We start from the raw sequence: 16,140 nt of genomic DNA, 5'->3' as shown, positions 1-16,140 counted from the left end.
GCCGTGTCTCGGCGCGCCTGGACTCCGGTCGAAGTGGGGCACACTCCCTCGGCGGGTCCAGGCTTGGTGCTGGGCGACCTTGGTGGTGTCTACTTCTTTGAGTGCCACGTCTGCCCTGCGCGTCCTTTCACACACCGTGACGACTGCCCGTAGTGCACGAAGCCCGGCCCTGTTTCCTGCAAATCACGAATCATCGGAGCGTGCAGGCGCTCGCACAGACCAGCGTCGACACGCACATCGGCGTCGCCGACACCTGGGCGACCGAACCACCGCCTCCGCCCGCGTCGGCCGGTTCGGAGTGCTCCACCTCCCCGACCACCGCGCGGTCGCACACTTCCTCGACCCCCTCCCCATCCAGGCCCTGCACGGCATCGGCCCGCCCAGACCGCCCAGCTCCGGAGGTACGGGCTGCACACCATCGGCGCCCTGGTCGCCATGACGAGACCGTCGTCTGCCGCATCTCGGTGGAAAAGCCGGACCCACCCTCCACGCAAGGCCCCGCGGCACCGCCCTCGAGCCTGCCCTGGCGGTACTCGACCTCCTCGGCGGGGCGCCGGTCCTGCCCGGCCTCCCGTCTCGGTCGTCCTCGTGCTGCGTCGCTCCGGCCTGCGCCTGCGTCGGGGGCATGTGTACTGAAGGCGCCGTGTCAATCGTGGTGGTGGAACTTCACAGTGTGCGGCATGCGTTAGCACGATGATGCGTGTCCAACGAGGGACGACGCGACAGAAGCTGAGGTGGCACGAGTGGCGATGTGGGATCGGATCAAGGACCAGGCGACCAGAGGTCTGCAGCAGGCCCAAGGTGTGCGCGGCGGCTCCGGCGGCCATGGGCCGTCCGGCGCACGGTCCGCGGGCGGTTCCAGGGCCGAGCTCGTGAGCGCGCTGAAGTTGCAGCTCACAACGCTGAAGACGGAGCTGAAGAGCGGCGCCTTCCGGGACGCCAGCATGGCCATGTGCGCGTTGGTGGCCGCCGCTGACGGACGGATCGATCCGGCCGAGCGTCAGCACGTCGAGTCGCTCATCCTCACCAACGACGTCCTTCAGAACTTCCCCGCCGACCAGCTCCGCCAGCGTTTCAACAAGCACGTCGACCAGCTGTCGGCCGGCTTCGTCATGGGTAAGGCGTCAGTGCTTCAGGAGGTTGTCAAGGTGGCGAAGAAGCCCACCGAGGCACGGGCTGTCATCCAGACCGGCATCGTGGTCGCGGGTGCGGACGGCTTCATCGAGCCTGCCGAGGAGCAGATCATCCGCGAGGCGTGCGCTGCGCTTGGCCTGTCGGCGGCGGAGTTCGGCATCTGACCCGCTGGCCTCGGCTAAGAGACACGTGGCCGTGCACCTTCCACCGGCCCGTCGAGTTCTGCGGGTCGTCCCGGTCGATCATGGCCGCCGGCCGTCCCGAGGCCGACCAGCGGGTGGGACTTTCCGGTGCGGGAGTCCCCAATCAGACAGAGCGGATCGCCGTTCTTGCCCCCGTCGCAGGTGGCGAAGTTGTTGACCACAGCCGGAACGACGTTGAGGCTGCCGCTGTAGTCGAGTCCGGGAGCCGGCTCTGGCGGGGAAGGCCGACCGCCCGGATCCGTCGCTCCGCCCGTTCGCGGCCCCGGTCCTCGCTCTCGGACATCAGCAGCTCGGCCAGGAACCTCCGATAGGAGAGCCGTTCGCGTTCGGCGCGGCTCGTCCCTGAGCAGCTCACGGTCTCTGCGGGGATGTCGCGCCAGGTGACACCGGTCCGCAGCGCATCCATGACGCCCCGGCCCGTGCACCTTGGTCGGGGGCACGTAGCCGCCCGCGGCGGCTACGTGCCGTTCGGGAGCGGGCGGCACCACCGGAGCCACCCGCTCCCACAGGTCGTCTGGACCAAGACCGGCACGCACCCCGGGCTGCCCTGCCGGCCAAGATCGCCAAGGCCCGACAGCTCGACTCATTCTGATGGATCGGTGCAACAGGAGCTGGCCTGAGGAGGGTTACCTCGTGACGTGGTACTCGTTTCCGGCAGGGTCGTTGAACTCGCCGGTGTCCGGGTCGGGTTGGGTGACCTCGAGCCGGAGCCTGTTCCGGGCTTCTTTTGGCGCTGCCGGCGGTCCCATCACCAGGGAGACCGTACTGCCGGGACTGCGGCGCAGCCGGACACCCCAGTCATGGGACTCGACCGTGTGCCAGTCGGCCTGAGACTGCCAGAAGGACACCTGTGCGTAGCGGTCCTCCTCTGCAACGTCAAGGCAGATCGCGACGAGACCCGTGTCGGCGAGTACGCCGGGGTGCCCGGGACGCAGCACGCAGAACTCGTTTCCCTCCGGATCGGCCAGCACGTCCCACGGGACGTCCCCCTGGCCGATGTCGACCCGTGTCGCACCGAGTCCGAGCAGGCGCGCCACCTCGGCCTCCCAGTCCGGCCCTCCGGCCAGGTCGAGATGGAGTCGGTTCTTGTGCGCCGTCTTCGGCTTGACGGTCGGCATGAACCGCAGTTGCAGGCCGCCCGTCTCGCCCCGCGTCGCATCCATCCAAAAGCGGTCCATGCGGGCGACATCCACCGCGTCGAACACGACCCCGGTCAGCATCCCATTCCCCCAAGCCGTCAAACCTGCCGCCTGCTCACTGTGGCCGCCGCTATCGGCGTCAGCCCCCGGACCCTAGGTCGGGGGCGCTCATCCCGGACACCCTGCCAACCAAGATCGCCGAGCACAAGACCACCCAGGTCAACTCAAGCTGAAACGACCAGTAAGCGGGAACATCTGCTGTCCGTTCCCAAGGCTCTGGCACAACTTTCGTGGGCCTGGGGCGAGGCAGCAGGCGGGTCTGTGCGTGGCACTGTGTCCTGGTCGGCTGCGGTGCCGACGGGATGTGAAATCGAGAGAGAGTAGAGAGCAGGTCCCGCCCCGCCCCTCTCTGTCGCCGGGGGGAGGGACCTCGCCCACGGCGATCGCGGGAAACCGCTCCGTCAACCCCACCGCAACCTGCGGAAACGGGCGCACCTACGCTCTGAGCGAGCGCAGAGACACCGCTTTCTGCGCAGGAATCCTTATCTGAGTCGCCCGCAACGGCTGCCGCAGGTGCACAGAAATGGTGCCAGAGCCCGCTCTCAAGAACAAAGCCACCCCCTGATGGCCGCGACCGCGGGTCCCGAGCCGACCGTAGTCAGGAGTGCGGTGCCGGCCATGCTCCAGCACGAAGATCTCCTCACGGAAGGAGCTTCTTCGAGTTGGCCACCGATCGGGTGATTGCGACTGAGCGCTTCAGTGTCGAGTGGGCAGCTGCAGTGTCCGGTGCGAGCACGGTGGGCCGGGCCAAGGGGGGCCAGTCGAAGCTTGCCGACCTGAGCGCCAACCCGGCGGTAAGGCTGGTGAGCGGCGATCAAGCTGTTGTCAGCGGCTGGTTCTAAGGTCGGCCCTATGACATCAGACCTGGTCCAGGACTCATGGACTCGCATCGACGCCTGGCTGCGCGAGTACGCGCCTCGCACGTTTGCCACGCTTCGGCCGCCCGCAGGAGACGAGGAGATCGCCGCAGCGCAACAGGAACTTGGGGTCACCTTTCCTCCCGACCTGGTCGCTTCACTCCTCCGGCACAACGGGGCGCTGGAGGGACCTGAGGCCTTCCGCTTCAGCACGGGCGACCGGCTGCTCGGAGTGAGCGGAATTCTCAAGGACACCGAGTTCTTGCGCGGCATCGACCAAGGCCTCGACGGGGAGACCGAGGGCTACTGGCTTCACGATTACGTGAAGTTCGGTTCTTACGACGTGACGTCGGACGGTCTTCTGATGGATTGCCGTACCGGGCGGGACTCCTTCGGTGTGATCGGACGGTTCTTCGACGAGACCGGCACCAGTTTCGGCCAGGCCGATTCGCTGGGGGAGTATCTGGCCGAACTGGCGGGCATGCTTGAGCGCGGCCAGGACGCCGGTGTCGTCACGTTCAACGGTCGGCTGTTCTGGGAAGGGCGCCCGCCTGCCAGACCGCAGTACAGAGCCGACGAGCCCCTTCCCGCACCGGATGAGCAGCTGCCAGAGCTGGACCTGTCCTACAGTCCCACCGACCTCCTCCACGTGAGCCACCTGGACGGGCATGAGGAACTCGGTGCACTGATCGCAGTCCTGCCGTATGAGCAGGTGGTCGACGCCGCGCGGAAGCAGCTACGCAGACTGGCAGTCGAAACGGGCCTGAACAACTACCCGGAGGTCAAGACAGCCCTGGACGCGTGGGAACGCGGTGTGGCCCCGCCACAGCCGGACCAGACCGGCCCGCTTGCCTTGCGACTCCGCGCGGTGCTCGCACAGGCCGACGCCGGCCGAAACCCCACACGCAGGTGGGCCGCAGAGAAAATAGCCCTCGGGATCTGGGGGTCCCCTTACAGGACCGTGTGCGAGAGCGCGGAGACCCGGAGTCACTTCACTCTCGACTGGCGTGCGGACCTACATGCGGACCTGGGCAGTCAGCCCCTGCCACCCATACCTGACGACCGATTCTGGGGAGCGCTGCGCAACCCCGCCATCGACTCCAGTTGGTACGCGGCCCAGTACAGCCAAGATCAGGACTGAACCCTGGGGTTTCGGTTCCGGGCGAGCGCTTCATGGGTTGTGAGGATGCCTTGACGATTGGCGGCGGTTGGGCTGCATCGGGCCCCGCGGAAGATCCGCCAGGACTTCAGGCTCGCGACACCACATTCAACGGGGGCTCGTGCTGCGGCCAGCGCCCGGTTGAGGTTCTTCTCGGTGGGAGTGAGTTCCTGGAGCGGCTTGTGTCTTTTGCCGGTCGTCAGCCACGGTCCTGCGCCTTGGTAGGCGAGATCGGCCAGGACGGGAACGCCCTGGCGCTCGCAGATCCGGATGATGCGGTGGGTGCAGGCGGCGGTCAGGTTGTGTCTGCGGCCCGGCAGCCAGCCGGGCCCCGTTGAGGACCTCGACGTCTCACCGCTTACCGTGCACGAGCTCGCCAGCCGCTGATCCGCCACCTCTCGGAGCAAGGAGGAAGCGGCCCTGCGGCAGCTCGCTCAGGACTCGTCGATGGCCTTCTTGAGGGATTTGCGAAGCTGGCGGCGTGCGTGCGGGCCGCCGAGTGTCGCGTAGACGGCCACCCCGCCGGCAGTCAGCTCGTCCTTCAGCGTGGGCGCTGGGAGATCATGGTCTTCCCGATAGCGTTCGTTGACCTTCTCGGCATTTTCGTACCAGGGCTCGGACATAGCGCCTCCCTAAGGTGGCCCGACGTTTGGCGGGCGCATCACTCATTCAGGCACGTGTTGGGGGCGCGTAGGAAGGGCGCAGAAGCGCCCGGCGAGTCGCAAGCTCCCTTACAGCATGGGGGCCAAGTCCGCCCGCACAAACCCCCGACTTCACCCCCGCAACCGCGGACCTGGCCTGCGGGAGGATGACCACGTGGAGCTGACGCTGTCCTGCGGGGAGACGATCGAGATCGCCGTCGCCGATGCGAACACTGGCGATGTGCTCCAGTACACCTTGGTGAAGCCCACCGTGCCGATCACCGAGGGCACCCGGCACGTGGTGCCCAGAGCAATTCACAGGCAAGCCGTTAGTCGAAAGAGGCGCGCACCGAGGCGGGACGTCTGCCCGGCACCGCCGGTTGCCAGGACCGCCATCGCCGTCTCGAAGCGGGGCGCACTGCTCGTCTCGAAGCTCAGTCGCCCGTCGCGCCGTCGTCCCGTTCCTGGAGGAAGTCGGTGTGGCCGTTGTGGCGGGTGTACTCCTGGATCATCAAGACGTAGACCCGGCGCAGGCTGAGGGAGACTCTACGAGGGGACATGAAGGTCTCGTCGAGGTCATGCCCAGCCACTGCAGCGTGGCATCCGTCGGGCTCAGTCCGGAACAGCGCGAAATCCCTCTCCGTGTCGGTTGAAGCACACTCTGTCGAGTCCCTCAGTGCCATCTGCCCCCCCGGTGAAGACATGGCCGACATCCTCACCCGCGAAGCTGCGCCGGAACCACCATCGCTCCACCTCTGCCATGGGCCGGACCAACCCGAGGAGAGTGAGGCTCGACGGCTCTACGGTCGGCCGCGCCGGTCGGGCGGGCACGAGCCCGGCGCATTTGGCCAACCGCGTTTCACGCTGCCAGGCGACTCCGCGAGCAGGGACCGGCTGCCTCCGAGATCGGCACCGTCACACTGGGCGCGTGATCGTTCTCGGCGTCGACTGTGCTGGCCTCATTCTCTGCGTGGGGCCGGTCTCTTGACACCTCGGCGCCTTTTTGGCCTCTTTGCCCCTCGGTCATAGTCGGCGCCATGGACTATGACGTAGACGTAGTGGTGGCCGGAGGCGGCCCGGTCGGACTGATGCTGGCCTGCGAACTTCGGCTCGGAGGCGCGCGGGTGGCGGTCCTGGAGCGCCTCACCGAGGTGAACCCGACGATCAAGGGTGGGGCGATCACCACGCCCAGCGCCGAGGCGCTCTACCGCAGGGGCATGTTGCCCGCGCTGGCGGAGGTGCAGCGGCAGGCGATGGACCGCTTCCAGGCATTCATGCGCGAGCGAGACGGCGGGGCCGAGGGTCAAGGGCTCGGGATCGTCGGGCACTTCGCCGGAATCATGCTGCGCGCCGAACTTGTCGATCGTACGGAACCGGGCCTCGGCGACGCCGGACCCGCCGCCGACATCGCTTTCGTGGCGCAGCAGGACATCGAGCGGCTGCTCGGCGGGCGGGCGGACGAGCTCGGCGTCGACGTGCGCAGGGGAGTGGAGTTGACCGGCTTCGACGTGGACGAGGGAGCCGTCACCGTGCAGACCAGCCACGGGGCCATACGTGCTGGCTGGCTCGTGGGCTGCGACGGCGGCCGCAGCGCGGTCCGCAAGCTCGCAGGGTTTGACTTTCCCGGTACGGACCCGGAGATCACCTGTCACCAGGCGGTCGTGGAGATGATCGGCGCCGAGGACCTGAAGGTCGGCTGGACCGCCACGGACACCGGGGTGTACGCCTATGGGCCGATGCCGGGCCGCGTCGTCACCGTGGAGTTCGACGGCCCGCCGACCGACCGGGACGCGCCGGTCACCGCCGAGGACCTCCAGGCTCGGCTGCGCCGCGTATCCGGCGTGGACGTCACGATCACCGGGGTGCGGACCGCGACCCGCTTCACCGACCACGCCCGCCAGGTCACCGAGTACCGCAAGGGCCGCATTCTGCTGGCGGGCGACGCGGCGCATGTGCACTCAGCGTTCGGGAGTCAGGGCCTGAGCCTGGGTATCGGGGACGCGATGAACCTCGGCTGGAAGCTCGCGGCGGTGATCGGCGGCCGGGCCCCGGAAGGGCTGCTGGACACGTACACCTCCGAGCGGCACCCGGTTGGTGCGTGGGTCCTGGACTGGACCCGGTCCCAGGTCGCGGCCATGCGCCCGGACCCGCAGTCCCGGGCCCTGCGCGAGATCGTCAGCGACCTGGCAGGGACGGTCGCGGGCACCACGTACCTCACCGCGCGGCTCAACAGCGCAGGGGTGCGGTACGAGCTGCCGGGCGAACACCCGCTGACCGGCCGCAGCACCCCGGACCTCGAACTCGCCGACGGCGGTCGCCTCGCGGACCACCTCCACGGCGGCCGGGCGCTCCTGCTCGATCTCACCGACGACCCGGATGTCCGGGCCCTGGCTGAGGGGTATGCCGGCCGGGTCGACACCCTGACGACCGGCTGCCCGTACCGCCCGGACCTGGCGGCGGTCCTTGTCCGTCCGGACGGCATCACGGCCTGGGCGGCCGACACGGGGGCGCAGGCGCCGACTGCCGGGCTGGCGAAAGCCCTGGAGGAGTGGTTCGGAGTGCCAGAGGGTGCGGTGAAGCCGGGCTGATGTGCCGCGCTCCGGATCGACTCGAACCACGAGCCGATCCCACCCTCGGCCGCCGCACCCACCGGTGTGGCGGCCCGGAGCGCTCGGGCAACGATTCTACTGAAGCCGCTGACCGCCCTCATGGGGCGGTGCCGATGACGGGATCACCGCCAGGTCCTCGAGGGCATCGTGTTCAAGTTCCGCACAGGGCTGGCCTGGAGGGACCTGCCCGAGCGGTTCGGCCCGTGGCAGACCGTCCACGGACGCTTCGCCCGCTGGGCCGCCAACGGCAACTTCGGCCGCCTCCTGGCCGCGGCACAGACACGTGCGGAGGTCGACTGGCTGGTCGTGTGTCCGTGTTGCCCGCCCGGACGGTGGGCGCCCCCGGACCTGGCCCGGTCATCTCGGCGGTGACAAAGCGTATTCATCCCGGCGGAACCGCCGCTACCTGCGTCGACGCCAGACCAAGCACACCATCCCCGAACCGAAGAACCAGCAGGCCAACCGCCAGCGCCGCGGCAGCGCGGACGGTCGGCCCACCGGCTTCGACACGACGATCTACAAACGCACGGCGTGGAACGCACCATCAACGCGCTCAAGAACTCCCGGGTGGTCACGAGGAGATACGACAAGAGGGCCTACATCGTCAACGGCACGTCACCGTCGCAGCCATTCGGCTCTGGCCCCGGTCCCTGTCTGTCGGTGCGAAGGAGCCGGCACCCGTCACGAGAAAATCGCGTGCACCTGATCGACCGCTTCGGGTCCGTAGCCAACCGTGCCCACGGGGACTGCGCCGTTGATCGCCTCGATCACACGCCCGGCCCATACCGGCCCGAATCCCCCGCACAGTTCGATCAGCTGCACGCCCTCGCCCACCAGGCGGCGCGCGGCCTCGATGACCTCCTCGGGCTTCTCCACCCCGACGAACACACTGCGGCACGTACCCGTGTCCACGACGCTGACATCGCCACCCGCCGCGCTGCCGTTCGCCGTGTAGATGAACCCCCAGTGTGTGAGCGCCATACGTATCGACCTCCTGTGATCGTCAGAGTCATCAGCCAAGCAGAGCCAGGGCGGGAATGGCGTGGAACGGAGACAAGCCGATAGTGATCTACGCCGCACTCCGGATGCCCGCACTGTCCGAGTACAGCAACACGGCCCGCTACTGAGGTTGAACTGGTGATGTCGGCGCCGAGTTGATCACGATGGCGTGTTGGCCAGACCGTGTGAGTCGCACCAGTCCTCGTAGTCGAAGGACTCAGGGGTACGAACCAGGGCTCGGGTGCGTGCCGCCCAGGTGCTGACCCAGGCTTCTGCGGTCGACGTCGCCTCGTCGGGCAGTGCGCGCAGGCTTACTTCAGGCATCCTCCGGAAGCGCGTGCGCACGGTGTCGCCAGCTAGGAAGCACAGGCAAGCGAGGAAGAACTGGCGGTGGGGCACTGCCCGTCGGCGGCCAGGGTCACGAACAGTGAGCCGAAGGCTGGGCGTGTTGCGAGGATGTCCCAGTCCTGGGAGACCGGGGACTGCGCTCCGGGCGCGTAGGCCCAGGCGGTCATCTCCTCAGACGTTGGATTGGCTACATCTTCGAAGGCGGGTTCTGGGCTCACGGCGCCTATACAAGCGCAGCAAACTGATCGCAGTGGCGCGCTCGTCCGAGGGCGGCGGGGTGGCCGCTAACCGTGGTTCTCCGGGTCGTCCGTACCGAAGTCAAGGCCCGTGCCGGCGAGGCAGCCGTCGACCCCGTGCGGCCGGTACTGGATCTGTTTGAGCCGGCGCTTCACGGCCCGGGTGATCTGACCGAGGTCGGCCGCGGCAGATGTCGCGCTTGACCACCGACCAGACGCCCTCGGTCGGGTTGAGGTCCGGTGCGTACGTGGGCAGCCGGAACACAGTGAGCCACTCGGCGTACGCGTCGATGAACTCCCGCATGTCGGCAGGGAGGTGCAGGCGGACGTGGTCCCAGACAAGCACGATCGGGCCGCCGAGCTGGACGCGGGCGCGGACGATCAGGTCGCGGAAGTCGCGCCAGCCGAAGCCCTTCGGTTCGTCCTTGAGGCCCCGGTACTTGCGGATCGTGTAGAACAGCCGGGTCCTCTCGCCGGGCTTGTAGCAGGCCATGCCCGCCATCGCACCCGCCCAGAGCCCCGGCCCTCACGACCGGGGTCTGACAGTGAGGATGTACTCGGCGTTCCTCGGGGGCCTGACTCTGGGTCTGACTGACGTTTTGGCTGTCCGTGGATTGAATCGTCGGCCTTCGAGGGATGCCACCGCGTGTGCTCGCGGGTGTCCGTGACCTCATAGGAGCTTGGCCACCAGCCTCATCATTGTCTTGTCCGTCGGCCCGGGCAGCACGCGCTGTTCACACGTCTCAGACGGAAGGACGGCGGAGCCGAGCATGACAGCGCCCGAGATAGCGGTGATCGGCGGAATCGACACGCACACGGACACCCACCAGGCTGCAGTGATCGACTCGGTCGGCCGTCACCTGGACACGGGGCCGTTCGAAACGAACTCGGCCGGCTACGAGCAGCTGCTGGCCTGGCTGCGGGCTCAGGGTGACGTCATCGCGGTCGGGATGGAGGGCACCGGCGCCTACGGCGCTGAACTCGCCCGGTTCCTCACGGCCAGCGGCGTCACGGTCGTCGAGGTCGACCGGCCGGACCGAAAGGCCAGGCGGGCCCACGGCAAGTCCGACCCGATCGACGCCTACGCGGCGGCCACCGCCGTCCTGTCCGGCCGAGCGAGCGGAACACCGAAGAGCCGGGACGGGATCGTGGGGGCCATCCGCGCCCTGCGTGTGGTCCGCAAGAGCGCAGTCAAGGCCCGAACGCAGACCATCAACCAGATCCGCGCTCTGATGGTCACGGCCCCCTCCGCCCTGCGAGACAAGCTGCGTGGGCTGCCCACCAGCATGCTGATCGACACCCTCGCCCGGACCAGGCCTGCCGGTGATCTCACGGACCCGGCCTGCGCGGCCAAGACGGCACTTCGCCGCCTGGCCCGGCGCTATCAGGCCCTTCAACAGGAGATCAAAGAGGCCGACGCGGACCTGGGTCCCCTCGTGACCCGGGCGGCACCCAGCCTCGTCGCATTGCCCGGGGTGGGTGCGGAGACGGCCGGCCAGCTACTGATCACCGCGGGAGACAACCCCGACCGGCTCCGGTCCGAAGCGTCATTCGCGCACCTGTGCGGGGCCGCCCCGATCCCCGCCTCGTCCGGCCGGACCAACCGGCATCGCATCAACCGCGGCGGGGACCGCAACGCCAACAGTGCCCTCTACACCATCGTTCTGGTCCGCATGCAACACGACCAACGAACCCGGAACTACGTCGCCAGACGCACCACCGAGGGCATGTCCACCAAGGACATCATGCGCTGCCTCAAGCGGTTCGTCGCCCGCGAGGTCTACAGGCACCTCAGGACCACAGGCATCCTGAACACGGCAGGCTCGGCCGACGCCAGATCATGACACCGACCGGCTTCCGTCCGCGTCATCGAGGTCGAACGAAGCGGCCGCAGTCAGCCGCTCGATGAACGTCGGGAAGTCCGCGGCCAGCGGGATCTCCGTGTCGCCGTCCACGTCGAACCACGTCACGGACGGCTCCCCGCGTTCTCCGCAGACCCGGTAGTCGAGAGCTATCCAGCAGTGACCATCACCGGAAAGCAGAACCAGAGGAGACGGAAGACCCCACTCCTCAACCAAGTAGGGCGATTCCAGCAACGACGGCTGACCGTCGTGACGACCGATGCCCATCATGTCGTCGAGCGGAACGTGGTTCTCGCTCCACGACGCCGGCACGTCCGTCGGGAACGCGTTCCACAGCTCCGCTACCAGACCGCCGTTCTGCACTTGCAGGATGTCCAGCAACAAGGCCGGCAGACGGACACCGAGCTGGTGCTCGGCATCCTGAACGACCGCGTCGGTCAGCGGTGGCTGAACCCCATACAGACCCTCGCCTCAGAACGTCGCCTTAACCTCATCAAACCGAGCCACAAACGCATCCTATGGACCTGGCAGCCTGGCTTGACGATCTATAGGAGCTTCTATCCGGCCCCAGGTCCTGGCGCGCGGCGGAGTCATCGACTGCCCGGCTTCGTCCTCGAAGACGATCCAGGCCCGGCGCTCCGCCGCGGTGGTCTTACCCGCGGCCAGGTCTCCATCTTCCAGACCTCGATGGCGTTGTCATCGCGGCCGATCGCCCGGCGAGTGGGCTGCTGCCAGCTCCAGCCGTGTCGCTTCAGCAGTCGCCACTGCCCTCGACCGCGTAGGAGGTATGGAACAGCCGACCGATCAGTGTCTTGATTCGTGCCAGCGTCCACCGCTGGTCCGCCCAGCCGTGCGCCAGCGGTCCGGGCTCCAACTCGCGCTCCAGCCTGGTGGTCTGGGCTTCCCTGAGCCGCGGTCTTCCCGGAGACCCCTTGCGACAGGACCCTGGCCTCGCCGTTCTCGCGCCAGGCTCGGCGCACCGGCTCGACGGACCGCACGCTGATTCGCAAGTCAGCGGCAATCCCCGCATTCTTCTGCCCGCCCCCGAAACGCTCAACGGCCCGGAGCCGTAACCGCTCGCGTGTGGCTCTCTCGGCGTCGGTCAGCCCACCGCCCTGCGCGCATCTCACGACCGCTTCGTCAGCGAAAACGGCACCGAGGTAGATGTCGATTTCGCAGCCGACGGGAGCGAAGTCTTCGACCTCTGGCGGCTGCGCTGTCACGGGCTGAGCCTGCCGGAGTCTCTTGAGGTCACGGATCAGGACCTGCAGAGCGCGGTGCGGTCCATGCAACCGCTTCTGACCGGGGTTCGACCGGGATGGTTCAGCGTCGCCACCTGATCGCTTCAGGATGAGGTGCGCAGGCGGCGCGGGCATATGAGGCTGCAGGCCGGTTCGAGAAGGCACTGATGGAGATCGGCGCGTCACTCGCAGCGGGTGCGGAGCCGTTTGAACTGGTGCAGCCAGGCGAAGCCCCGGGGACGTGTCGTCTGTGTCGGTGGGCCCGCGTAGCTGGCTGACGGCGCTGTGTGCTCGATCACTGGCGGTTCGATGACCGCCCGCCAGTGGCAGGACGCGGCTTCGGGGGAGCGCTTCCGGACGCTCTGCTGAGGCATCGGGCTCGCATGCCGCGGCATGACTGGGCCGCCCCGGTCAGGCGCTCTTCTCCATGCCCGGGCGCAGCCGGGCGAGCAGGTCGTAGAGGGTCGTGCTCTCGGTCGCGTCGAGGGTGTCGAGTGCGCCGCTGGTGGCCTGCATCTCCTCGCGGACGCGGCGGATGATGTCCCGGCCCTCGTCGGTCGCCACGACGTTCTTGACGCGGCGGTCGGAGGGATCGGGCTCGCGGCGGACCAGGGAGCGGGCCTCCAGGCGGTCGATGATGCCGGTGACGTTGGACGCGTCGCACACGAGCAGGGTGGCGAGGGCGCGCATCGGCAGCGGGCCGTTGAGCTGTGCGAGGACCTTCGCCTGGGTGGAGGTCAGACCGTGGTGGGCCGCGGCGGCCGCGAAGTCGCGCCACTGGGCCGTGCCGATGGCGGAGAGGAGCTCCATGAGCTGGAGCTTGGTGGGGGTCCCGGAGGTCGTCGTGCTCATGGGGCGAGCCTACTCAGAATGCTTGACATTATCAATTGTTTACTTGACTACCTCAAGTATCCGGGTCTACCTTCGGCGGAGTACTTGATGACATCAAACATCGATGATCTGAAGCTCCTGCATCACCGGAAAAGGCCCTCCCTGCCATGAGTCATGCCCCCGCACCGCCCGCCGCCGATGCCCGGCGCGAGACGGTCATCGTCTTCGCCCTGAGTCTCGCCGCCATGGTCGTCTCGATGATGCAGACCCTGCCGGTCCCGATCCTCGGCCTCATCCGCACCGACCTCGGCACCTCCACGGCCAACGTGAGCTGGGTGACCACCGCCACGCTGCTCTCCGCCGCCGTCTTCACCCCGCTGCTCGGCCGCTTCGGCGACCAGCACGGCAAGAAGCCCACCCTCGTCGCCGTCCTCGGCGTCATGGTCGTCGGCTCCGTCGTCGCCGCCCTCGCCACCTCGCTGCCCCTGCTGATCCTGGGCCGCGTCCTCCAGGGCGCCGCCACCGCGATCTTCCCGCTCGCCCTCTCCGTCCTGCGTGAAGAGGTCAGGCCGCAGAAGCTGCCCGGCGCCATGTCCCTGGTCAGCGGCACCCTCGCCTTCGGCAGCGGCCTCGCGCTCGTCGCGACCGGCCTGCTCACCTCGGGCTCCGACGCCGACTACCGCAGCGCCTTCTGGATGGCGACCGGCTTTGCCGCGCTCGCCCTGCTCGCGGTCGTGTTCCTCGTCCCCGCGACCCGCCACAAGACGGGCGGCCGGACCGACTTCCTCGGCGCGCTGACCCTCGGCATCACGCTGCTGCTGCTCCTGCTGCCCATCTCGCAGGGCCATGAGTGGGGCTGGGCCTCGGCCCGGACGCTCGGCAGCTTCGCCGGAGCTGCCGTCATGGCCGTCGTGTGGGTCCTCGTGGAGCGGAAGGTCCGCGAACCGCTCGTCGACATGAAGATGTTCGTCCACCGCCCTGTCCTCATGGCCAACCTGGCCGGCATCCTCGTCGGCTTCGGCATGTTCGCGAACTTCCTGGGCGTCTCCTACCTCGTCCAGATGCCCGAGGCCCTCACTGGCTACGGCTTCGACGCGTCCATCCTGCGTGCCTCCGTGCAGTTCCTGCTGCCCGGTGCGATCGTCTCGCTGCTCGCCTCACCGATCGGCGGCCAGCTGGTCCGCCACCGCGGACCGCGCACGGCACTCGCCCTGGCCGCGGGCCTCGGCGCCGCCGGCTTCGCCTGGCTCGCCCTCGGTCACGGCCACACGGCGTCGGTGATCGGGGCGGGGATCGTCGTCGGCGCGGCCGTCAGCTTCGGTTACGCGGCCATGCCGGCCGTCATCATGTCAAGCGTCCCGCACCACCAGAGCGGCATCGCCAACGGCATCAACTCCATCTCCCGCTCCACGGGCAGCGCGATCGGCAGCGCGGTCGTCACCACGATCCTCGCCTCGCAGACCATCGAGCACCTCCCGGCCGACGTCCCGCCGCTGCCGACGGAGTCGGGCTTCACCCTCACCTTCTGGATCGGGGCCACGGCCTTCGCCCTGGTCGCGGTGATCGCGGGCCTGGGCCTGCGGGCGCGCGCGGCGACCGACCCGGCTGTGGGGACGCAGTCGGCCGTCGCCTCTGCTCCCGAGAAGGAGCCGGTGTCCTAGCCGCTGTCCTGGTAGTGGTCTCTTCGCCGGAGCGGCGCTCGGAGTCCGATCGACACCTCGGGTGTCGATCTCCTCGCCGAGTGTTGCTCCGGCCAATCTTCACATCGGGCAGGGGGAGGAGGCCCCCTCCCCTTGTGCCGCCCCTCGGTGCGACGGCCGCGCTCCCATCGTTTGAGGGGTCTATGTCCCCTTGCGTTCCGCTCGGGCGACGGAGGGCAGGGCCCGAGTCGAGGAGCGCGGCGGCGCTCGGCCCAGTCGTTGAGCTGCATGCAAACCGAGGGTTTGAGCTACCGCTCGGCGACCCGTCCGACGGTCCCGCCCGGATGCCGGAGTGCGACCGTGCCGAGAGCGTCACCCGGTACCAGCCGGCTGACTTCCGGTCGACGTCGACCTGGTCCCCGCAGGTCAGGTACCCGAGCGAGGCGTGACGGTTCCCGGCACCCGACCGCAGGTTCACGTTCGAGGCATCGAGGACCCGTCGGTGGTCAAGCGGTACACGGAGCGGCGCCGGACCCAGTACGACCACGAGTGGGAGATCCGGGACGCCTACGGCTACCACTCCTATGAGGACGCCGCGTGGGACAGGCGGCTTCGTACGTTCCTGCACGGGCGGGCGTGGACGCACGCGGAGGGCCCGAAGGCGCTGTTCGACCCCGCGGTGGGCTGGCTTCGCCGTCACCGGGTACTGCTGCCCGGGGTGTCCGTGCTGGCCCGGCAGGTGGCGGAGGCGCGGAAGGTCGCGGACAGGCGGCTGCACGCCACGGTCGCGGGCGCCGCCCGCCGCGCGGACCCGGCGCTGCCCGGGCATCTGGTGGCGAAATTGAAGACGTCGGAGGGCTCGCGGTTCTCGGAGCCGGAGCGGCTGCGCCGGCCGCCGACGCGGGCGACGGGGACGGCGTTCGCCCGTGCGCTGGAGCGGGCGGACGAGATCGGCGCGTACCGGCTCGGTAGGTTGAGGCTGTCATCGACGCCGTTGTCGCCCAGCTCCGCGCCGAGGGCCACGAGATCCGGGACGAGGACATCGCCGACTGTCCCTACTCAGGCCGCAACCTGAACCTGCTCGGCCGCTACAGTTTCACCGCCCGCGTCCCGGCCGCCGGTGCTCTGCGCCCGCTGCGCGACCCGGACACACCGGAGCTGGACGCGGACGACGACGGCGA

14 protein-coding genes and 7 pseudogenes are annotated in these 16,140 nt (G+C 68.6%); 8 read left to right on the top strand and 13 right to left on the bottom strand.

The genetic code is table 11. From position 1 onward, the window contains the following. Positions 1 to 743 precede the first annotated feature (743 nt). Positions 744 to 1,298 (top strand): tellurite resistance TerB family protein, encoded by a 555-nt coding sequence (locus ACF08F_RS33535; RefSeq protein WP_392302303.1) that lies wholly within the window; start codon positions 744 to 746, stop codon positions 1,296 to 1,298. Positions 1,299 to 1,550: 252 nt separating this feature from the next. On the opposite strand, the pseudogene ACF08F_RS33530 reads toward ACF08F_RS33535, so the two are convergent. Further along, positions 1,551 to 1,924, bottom strand: a pseudogene (locus ACF08F_RS33530) (transposase); the annotation flags it as partial. Positions 1,925 to 1,963: 39 nt separating this feature from the next. Continuing rightward, positions 1,964 to 2,557, bottom strand: coding sequence for a VOC family protein (locus tag ACF08F_RS33525; protein WP_392302302.1), 594 nt, complete (start codon positions 2,555 to 2,557; stop codon positions 1,964 to 1,966). Between the two features lie 831 nt (positions 2,558 to 3,388). Here ACF08F_RS33525 and ACF08F_RS33520 point away from each other — a divergent pair. Further along, positions 3,389 to 4,534 (top strand): SMI1/KNR4 family protein, encoded by a 1,146-nt coding sequence (locus tag ACF08F_RS33520; protein ID WP_392302301.1) that lies wholly within the window; start codon positions 3,389 to 3,391, stop codon positions 4,532 to 4,534. Here ACF08F_RS33520 and ACF08F_RS33515 read toward each other — a convergent pair. The 4 genes and pseudogenes from ACF08F_RS33515 to ACF08F_RS33500 all read right to left on the bottom strand — a co-directional run. Then, positions 4,525 to 4,872, bottom strand: a pseudogene (locus ACF08F_RS33515) (transposase family protein); the annotation flags it as partial. The gene ACF08F_RS33520 and the pseudogene ACF08F_RS33515 overlap by 10 nt on opposite strands. Positions 4,873 to 4,986: 114 nt before the next feature. Beyond that, on the bottom strand, positions 4,987 to 5,175 hold the full coding sequence (locus tag ACF08F_RS33510) for a hypothetical protein (RefSeq protein WP_392302300.1): 189 nt from the start codon (positions 5,173 to 5,175) through the stop codon (positions 4,987 to 4,989). Between the two features lie 452 nt (positions 5,176 to 5,627). After that, positions 5,628 to 5,876, bottom strand: a complete 249-nt coding sequence (locus tag ACF08F_RS33505; protein ID WP_392302299.1) for a DUF664 domain-containing protein — start codon at positions 5,874 to 5,876, stop codon at positions 5,628 to 5,630. Further along, positions 5,806 to 6,024 (bottom strand): DUF664 domain-containing protein, encoded by a 219-nt coding sequence (locus ACF08F_RS33500; RefSeq protein WP_392302298.1) that lies wholly within the window; start codon positions 6,022 to 6,024, stop codon positions 5,806 to 5,808. Before ACF08F_RS33500 ends, ACF08F_RS33505 begins: the two co-directional genes overlap by 71 nt. Positions 6,025 to 6,230: 206 nt before the next feature. Here ACF08F_RS33500 and ACF08F_RS33495 point away from each other — a divergent pair, with 206 nt between their 5' ends. Together ACF08F_RS33495 and ACF08F_RS33490 are read left to right on the top strand one after the other, a co-directional pair. After that, complete coding sequence (locus ACF08F_RS33495; RefSeq protein WP_392302297.1) at positions 6,231 to 7,781, top strand: FAD-dependent oxidoreductase; 1,551 nt, start codon at positions 6,231 to 6,233, stop codon at positions 7,779 to 7,781. A 144-nt stretch (positions 7,782 to 7,925) separates the two neighbouring features. Continuing rightward, a pseudogene (locus tag ACF08F_RS33490) lies at positions 7,926 to 8,449 on the top strand (transposase); the annotation flags it as partial. A gap of 34 nt (positions 8,450 to 8,483) precedes the next feature. Here the strand turns inward: ACF08F_RS33490 and ACF08F_RS33485 are convergent. Beyond that, a complete protein-coding gene (locus ACF08F_RS33485) occupies positions 8,484 to 8,783 on the bottom strand; it encodes a DUF6506 family protein (RefSeq protein WP_392302296.1) in 300 nt (99 codons plus the stop codon). A 684-nt stretch (positions 8,784 to 9,467) separates the two neighbouring features. Further along, a complete protein-coding gene (locus ACF08F_RS33480; RefSeq protein ID WP_392302295.1) occupies positions 9,468 to 9,878 on the bottom strand; it encodes a transposase in 411 nt (136 codons plus the stop codon). A 277-nt stretch (positions 9,879 to 10,155) separates the two neighbouring features. On the opposite strand from ACF08F_RS33480, the gene ACF08F_RS33475 reads away from it, so the two are divergent. Then, the gene (locus tag ACF08F_RS33475) at positions 10,156 to 11,229 is read left to right on the top strand and encodes an IS110 family transposase (RefSeq protein WP_392302356.1); all 1,074 of its coding nucleotides are present in this window, start codon (positions 10,156 to 10,158) and stop codon (positions 11,227 to 11,229) included. Here ACF08F_RS33475 and ACF08F_RS33470 read toward each other — a convergent pair. Then, positions 11,224 to 11,688, bottom strand: coding sequence for an SMI1/KNR4 family protein (locus ACF08F_RS33470; protein WP_392302355.1), 465 nt, complete (start codon positions 11,686 to 11,688; stop codon positions 11,224 to 11,226). The genes ACF08F_RS33475 and ACF08F_RS33470 overlap by 6 nt on opposite strands. 149 nt (positions 11,689 to 11,837) lie before the next feature. Continuing rightward, a pseudogene (locus tag ACF08F_RS33465) lies at positions 11,838 to 12,377 on the bottom strand (winged helix-turn-helix domain-containing protein). Between ACF08F_RS33465 and ACF08F_RS33460 the strand changes: the two are divergent. Continuing rightward, positions 12,363 to 12,587, top strand: coding sequence for a DUF6896 domain-containing protein (locus ACF08F_RS33460; protein ID WP_392302354.1), 225 nt, complete (start codon positions 12,363 to 12,365; stop codon positions 12,585 to 12,587). The pseudogene ACF08F_RS33465 and the gene ACF08F_RS33460 sit on opposite strands and share 15 nt — an antisense overlap. Before the next feature lie 5 nt (positions 12,588 to 12,592). Here the strand turns inward: ACF08F_RS33460 and ACF08F_RS33455 are convergent. Further along, positions 12,593 to 12,724 (bottom strand): annotated as a pseudogene (locus ACF08F_RS33455) (IS5/IS1182 family transposase); the annotation flags it as partial. A 175-nt stretch (positions 12,725 to 12,899) separates the two neighbouring features. Then, on the bottom strand, positions 12,900 to 13,340 hold the full coding sequence (locus ACF08F_RS33450; protein WP_392302294.1) for a MarR family winged helix-turn-helix transcriptional regulator: 441 nt from the start codon (positions 13,338 to 13,340) through the stop codon (positions 12,900 to 12,902). Positions 13,341 to 13,486: 146 nt separating this feature from the next. On the opposite strand from ACF08F_RS33450, the gene ACF08F_RS33445 reads away from it, so the two are divergent. Beyond that, the gene (locus ACF08F_RS33445; RefSeq protein WP_392302293.1) at positions 13,487 to 14,980 is read left to right on the top strand and encodes an MFS transporter; all 1,494 of its coding nucleotides are present in this window, start codon (positions 13,487 to 13,489) and stop codon (positions 14,978 to 14,980) included. 337 nt (positions 14,981 to 15,317) lie between these two features. On the opposite strand, the pseudogene ACF08F_RS33440 reads toward ACF08F_RS33445, so the two are convergent. After that, positions 15,318 to 15,437: pseudogene (locus ACF08F_RS33440) on the bottom strand (SH3 domain-containing protein); the annotation flags it as partial. 6 nt (positions 15,438 to 15,443) lie between these two features. On the opposite strand from ACF08F_RS33440, the pseudogene ACF08F_RS33435 reads away from it, so the two are divergent. After that, a pseudogene (locus ACF08F_RS33435) lies at positions 15,444 to 15,953 on the top strand (DUF4158 domain-containing protein); the annotation flags it as partial. Positions 15,954 to 16,140: the final 187 nt, after the last annotated feature.

The sequence above is a fragment of the Streptomyces sp. NPDC015130 genome (assembly GCF_043080005.1).
Lineage (GTDB): Bacteria > Actinomycetota > Actinomycetes > Streptomycetales > Streptomycetaceae > Streptomyces.
The sequence above is the reverse complement of the archived record's forward strand: the minus strand, read 5'-3'. Positions and strand labels throughout refer to the sequence as shown.

What these genes read in the sequence shown, in the direction of transcription:
- ACF08F_RS33525 (WP_392302302.1), bottom strand. Translation starts at nt 2,557, where the DNA reads ATGCTGACCGGGGTCGTGTTCGACGCGGTGGATGTCGCCCGCATGGAC.
- ACF08F_RS33520 (WP_392302301.1), top strand. Translation starts at nt 3,389, where the DNA reads ATGACATCAGACCTGGTCCAGGACTCATGGACTCGCATCGACGCCTGG.
- ACF08F_RS33510 (WP_392302300.1), bottom strand. Translation starts at nt 5,175, where the DNA reads ATGTCCGAGCCCTGGTACGAAAATGCCGAGAAGGTCAACGAACGCTAT.
- ACF08F_RS33505 (WP_392302299.1), bottom strand. Translation starts at nt 5,876, where the DNA reads ATGGCACTGAGGGACTCGACAGAGTGTGCTTCAACCGACACGGAGAGG.
- ACF08F_RS33495 (WP_392302297.1), top strand. Translation starts at nt 6,231, where the DNA reads ATGGACTATGACGTAGACGTAGTGGTGGCCGGAGGCGGCCCGGTCGGA.
- ACF08F_RS33485 (WP_392302296.1), bottom strand. Translation starts at nt 8,783, where the DNA reads ATGGCGCTCACACACTGGGGGTTCATCTACACGGCGAACGGCAGCGCG.
- ACF08F_RS33480 (WP_392302295.1), bottom strand. Translation starts at nt 9,878, where the DNA reads ATGGCCTGCTACAAGCCCGGCGAGAGGACCCGGCTGTTCTACACGATC.
- ACF08F_RS33475 (WP_392302356.1), top strand. Translation starts at nt 10,156, where the DNA reads ATGACAGCGCCCGAGATAGCGGTGATCGGCGGAATCGACACGCACACG.
- ACF08F_RS33450 (WP_392302294.1), bottom strand. Translation starts at nt 13,340, where the DNA reads ATGAGCACGACGACCTCCGGGACCCCCACCAAGCTCCAGCTCATGGAG.
- ACF08F_RS33445 (WP_392302293.1), top strand. Translation starts at nt 13,487, where the DNA reads ATGAGTCATGCCCCCGCACCGCCCGCCGCCGATGCCCGGCGCGAGACG.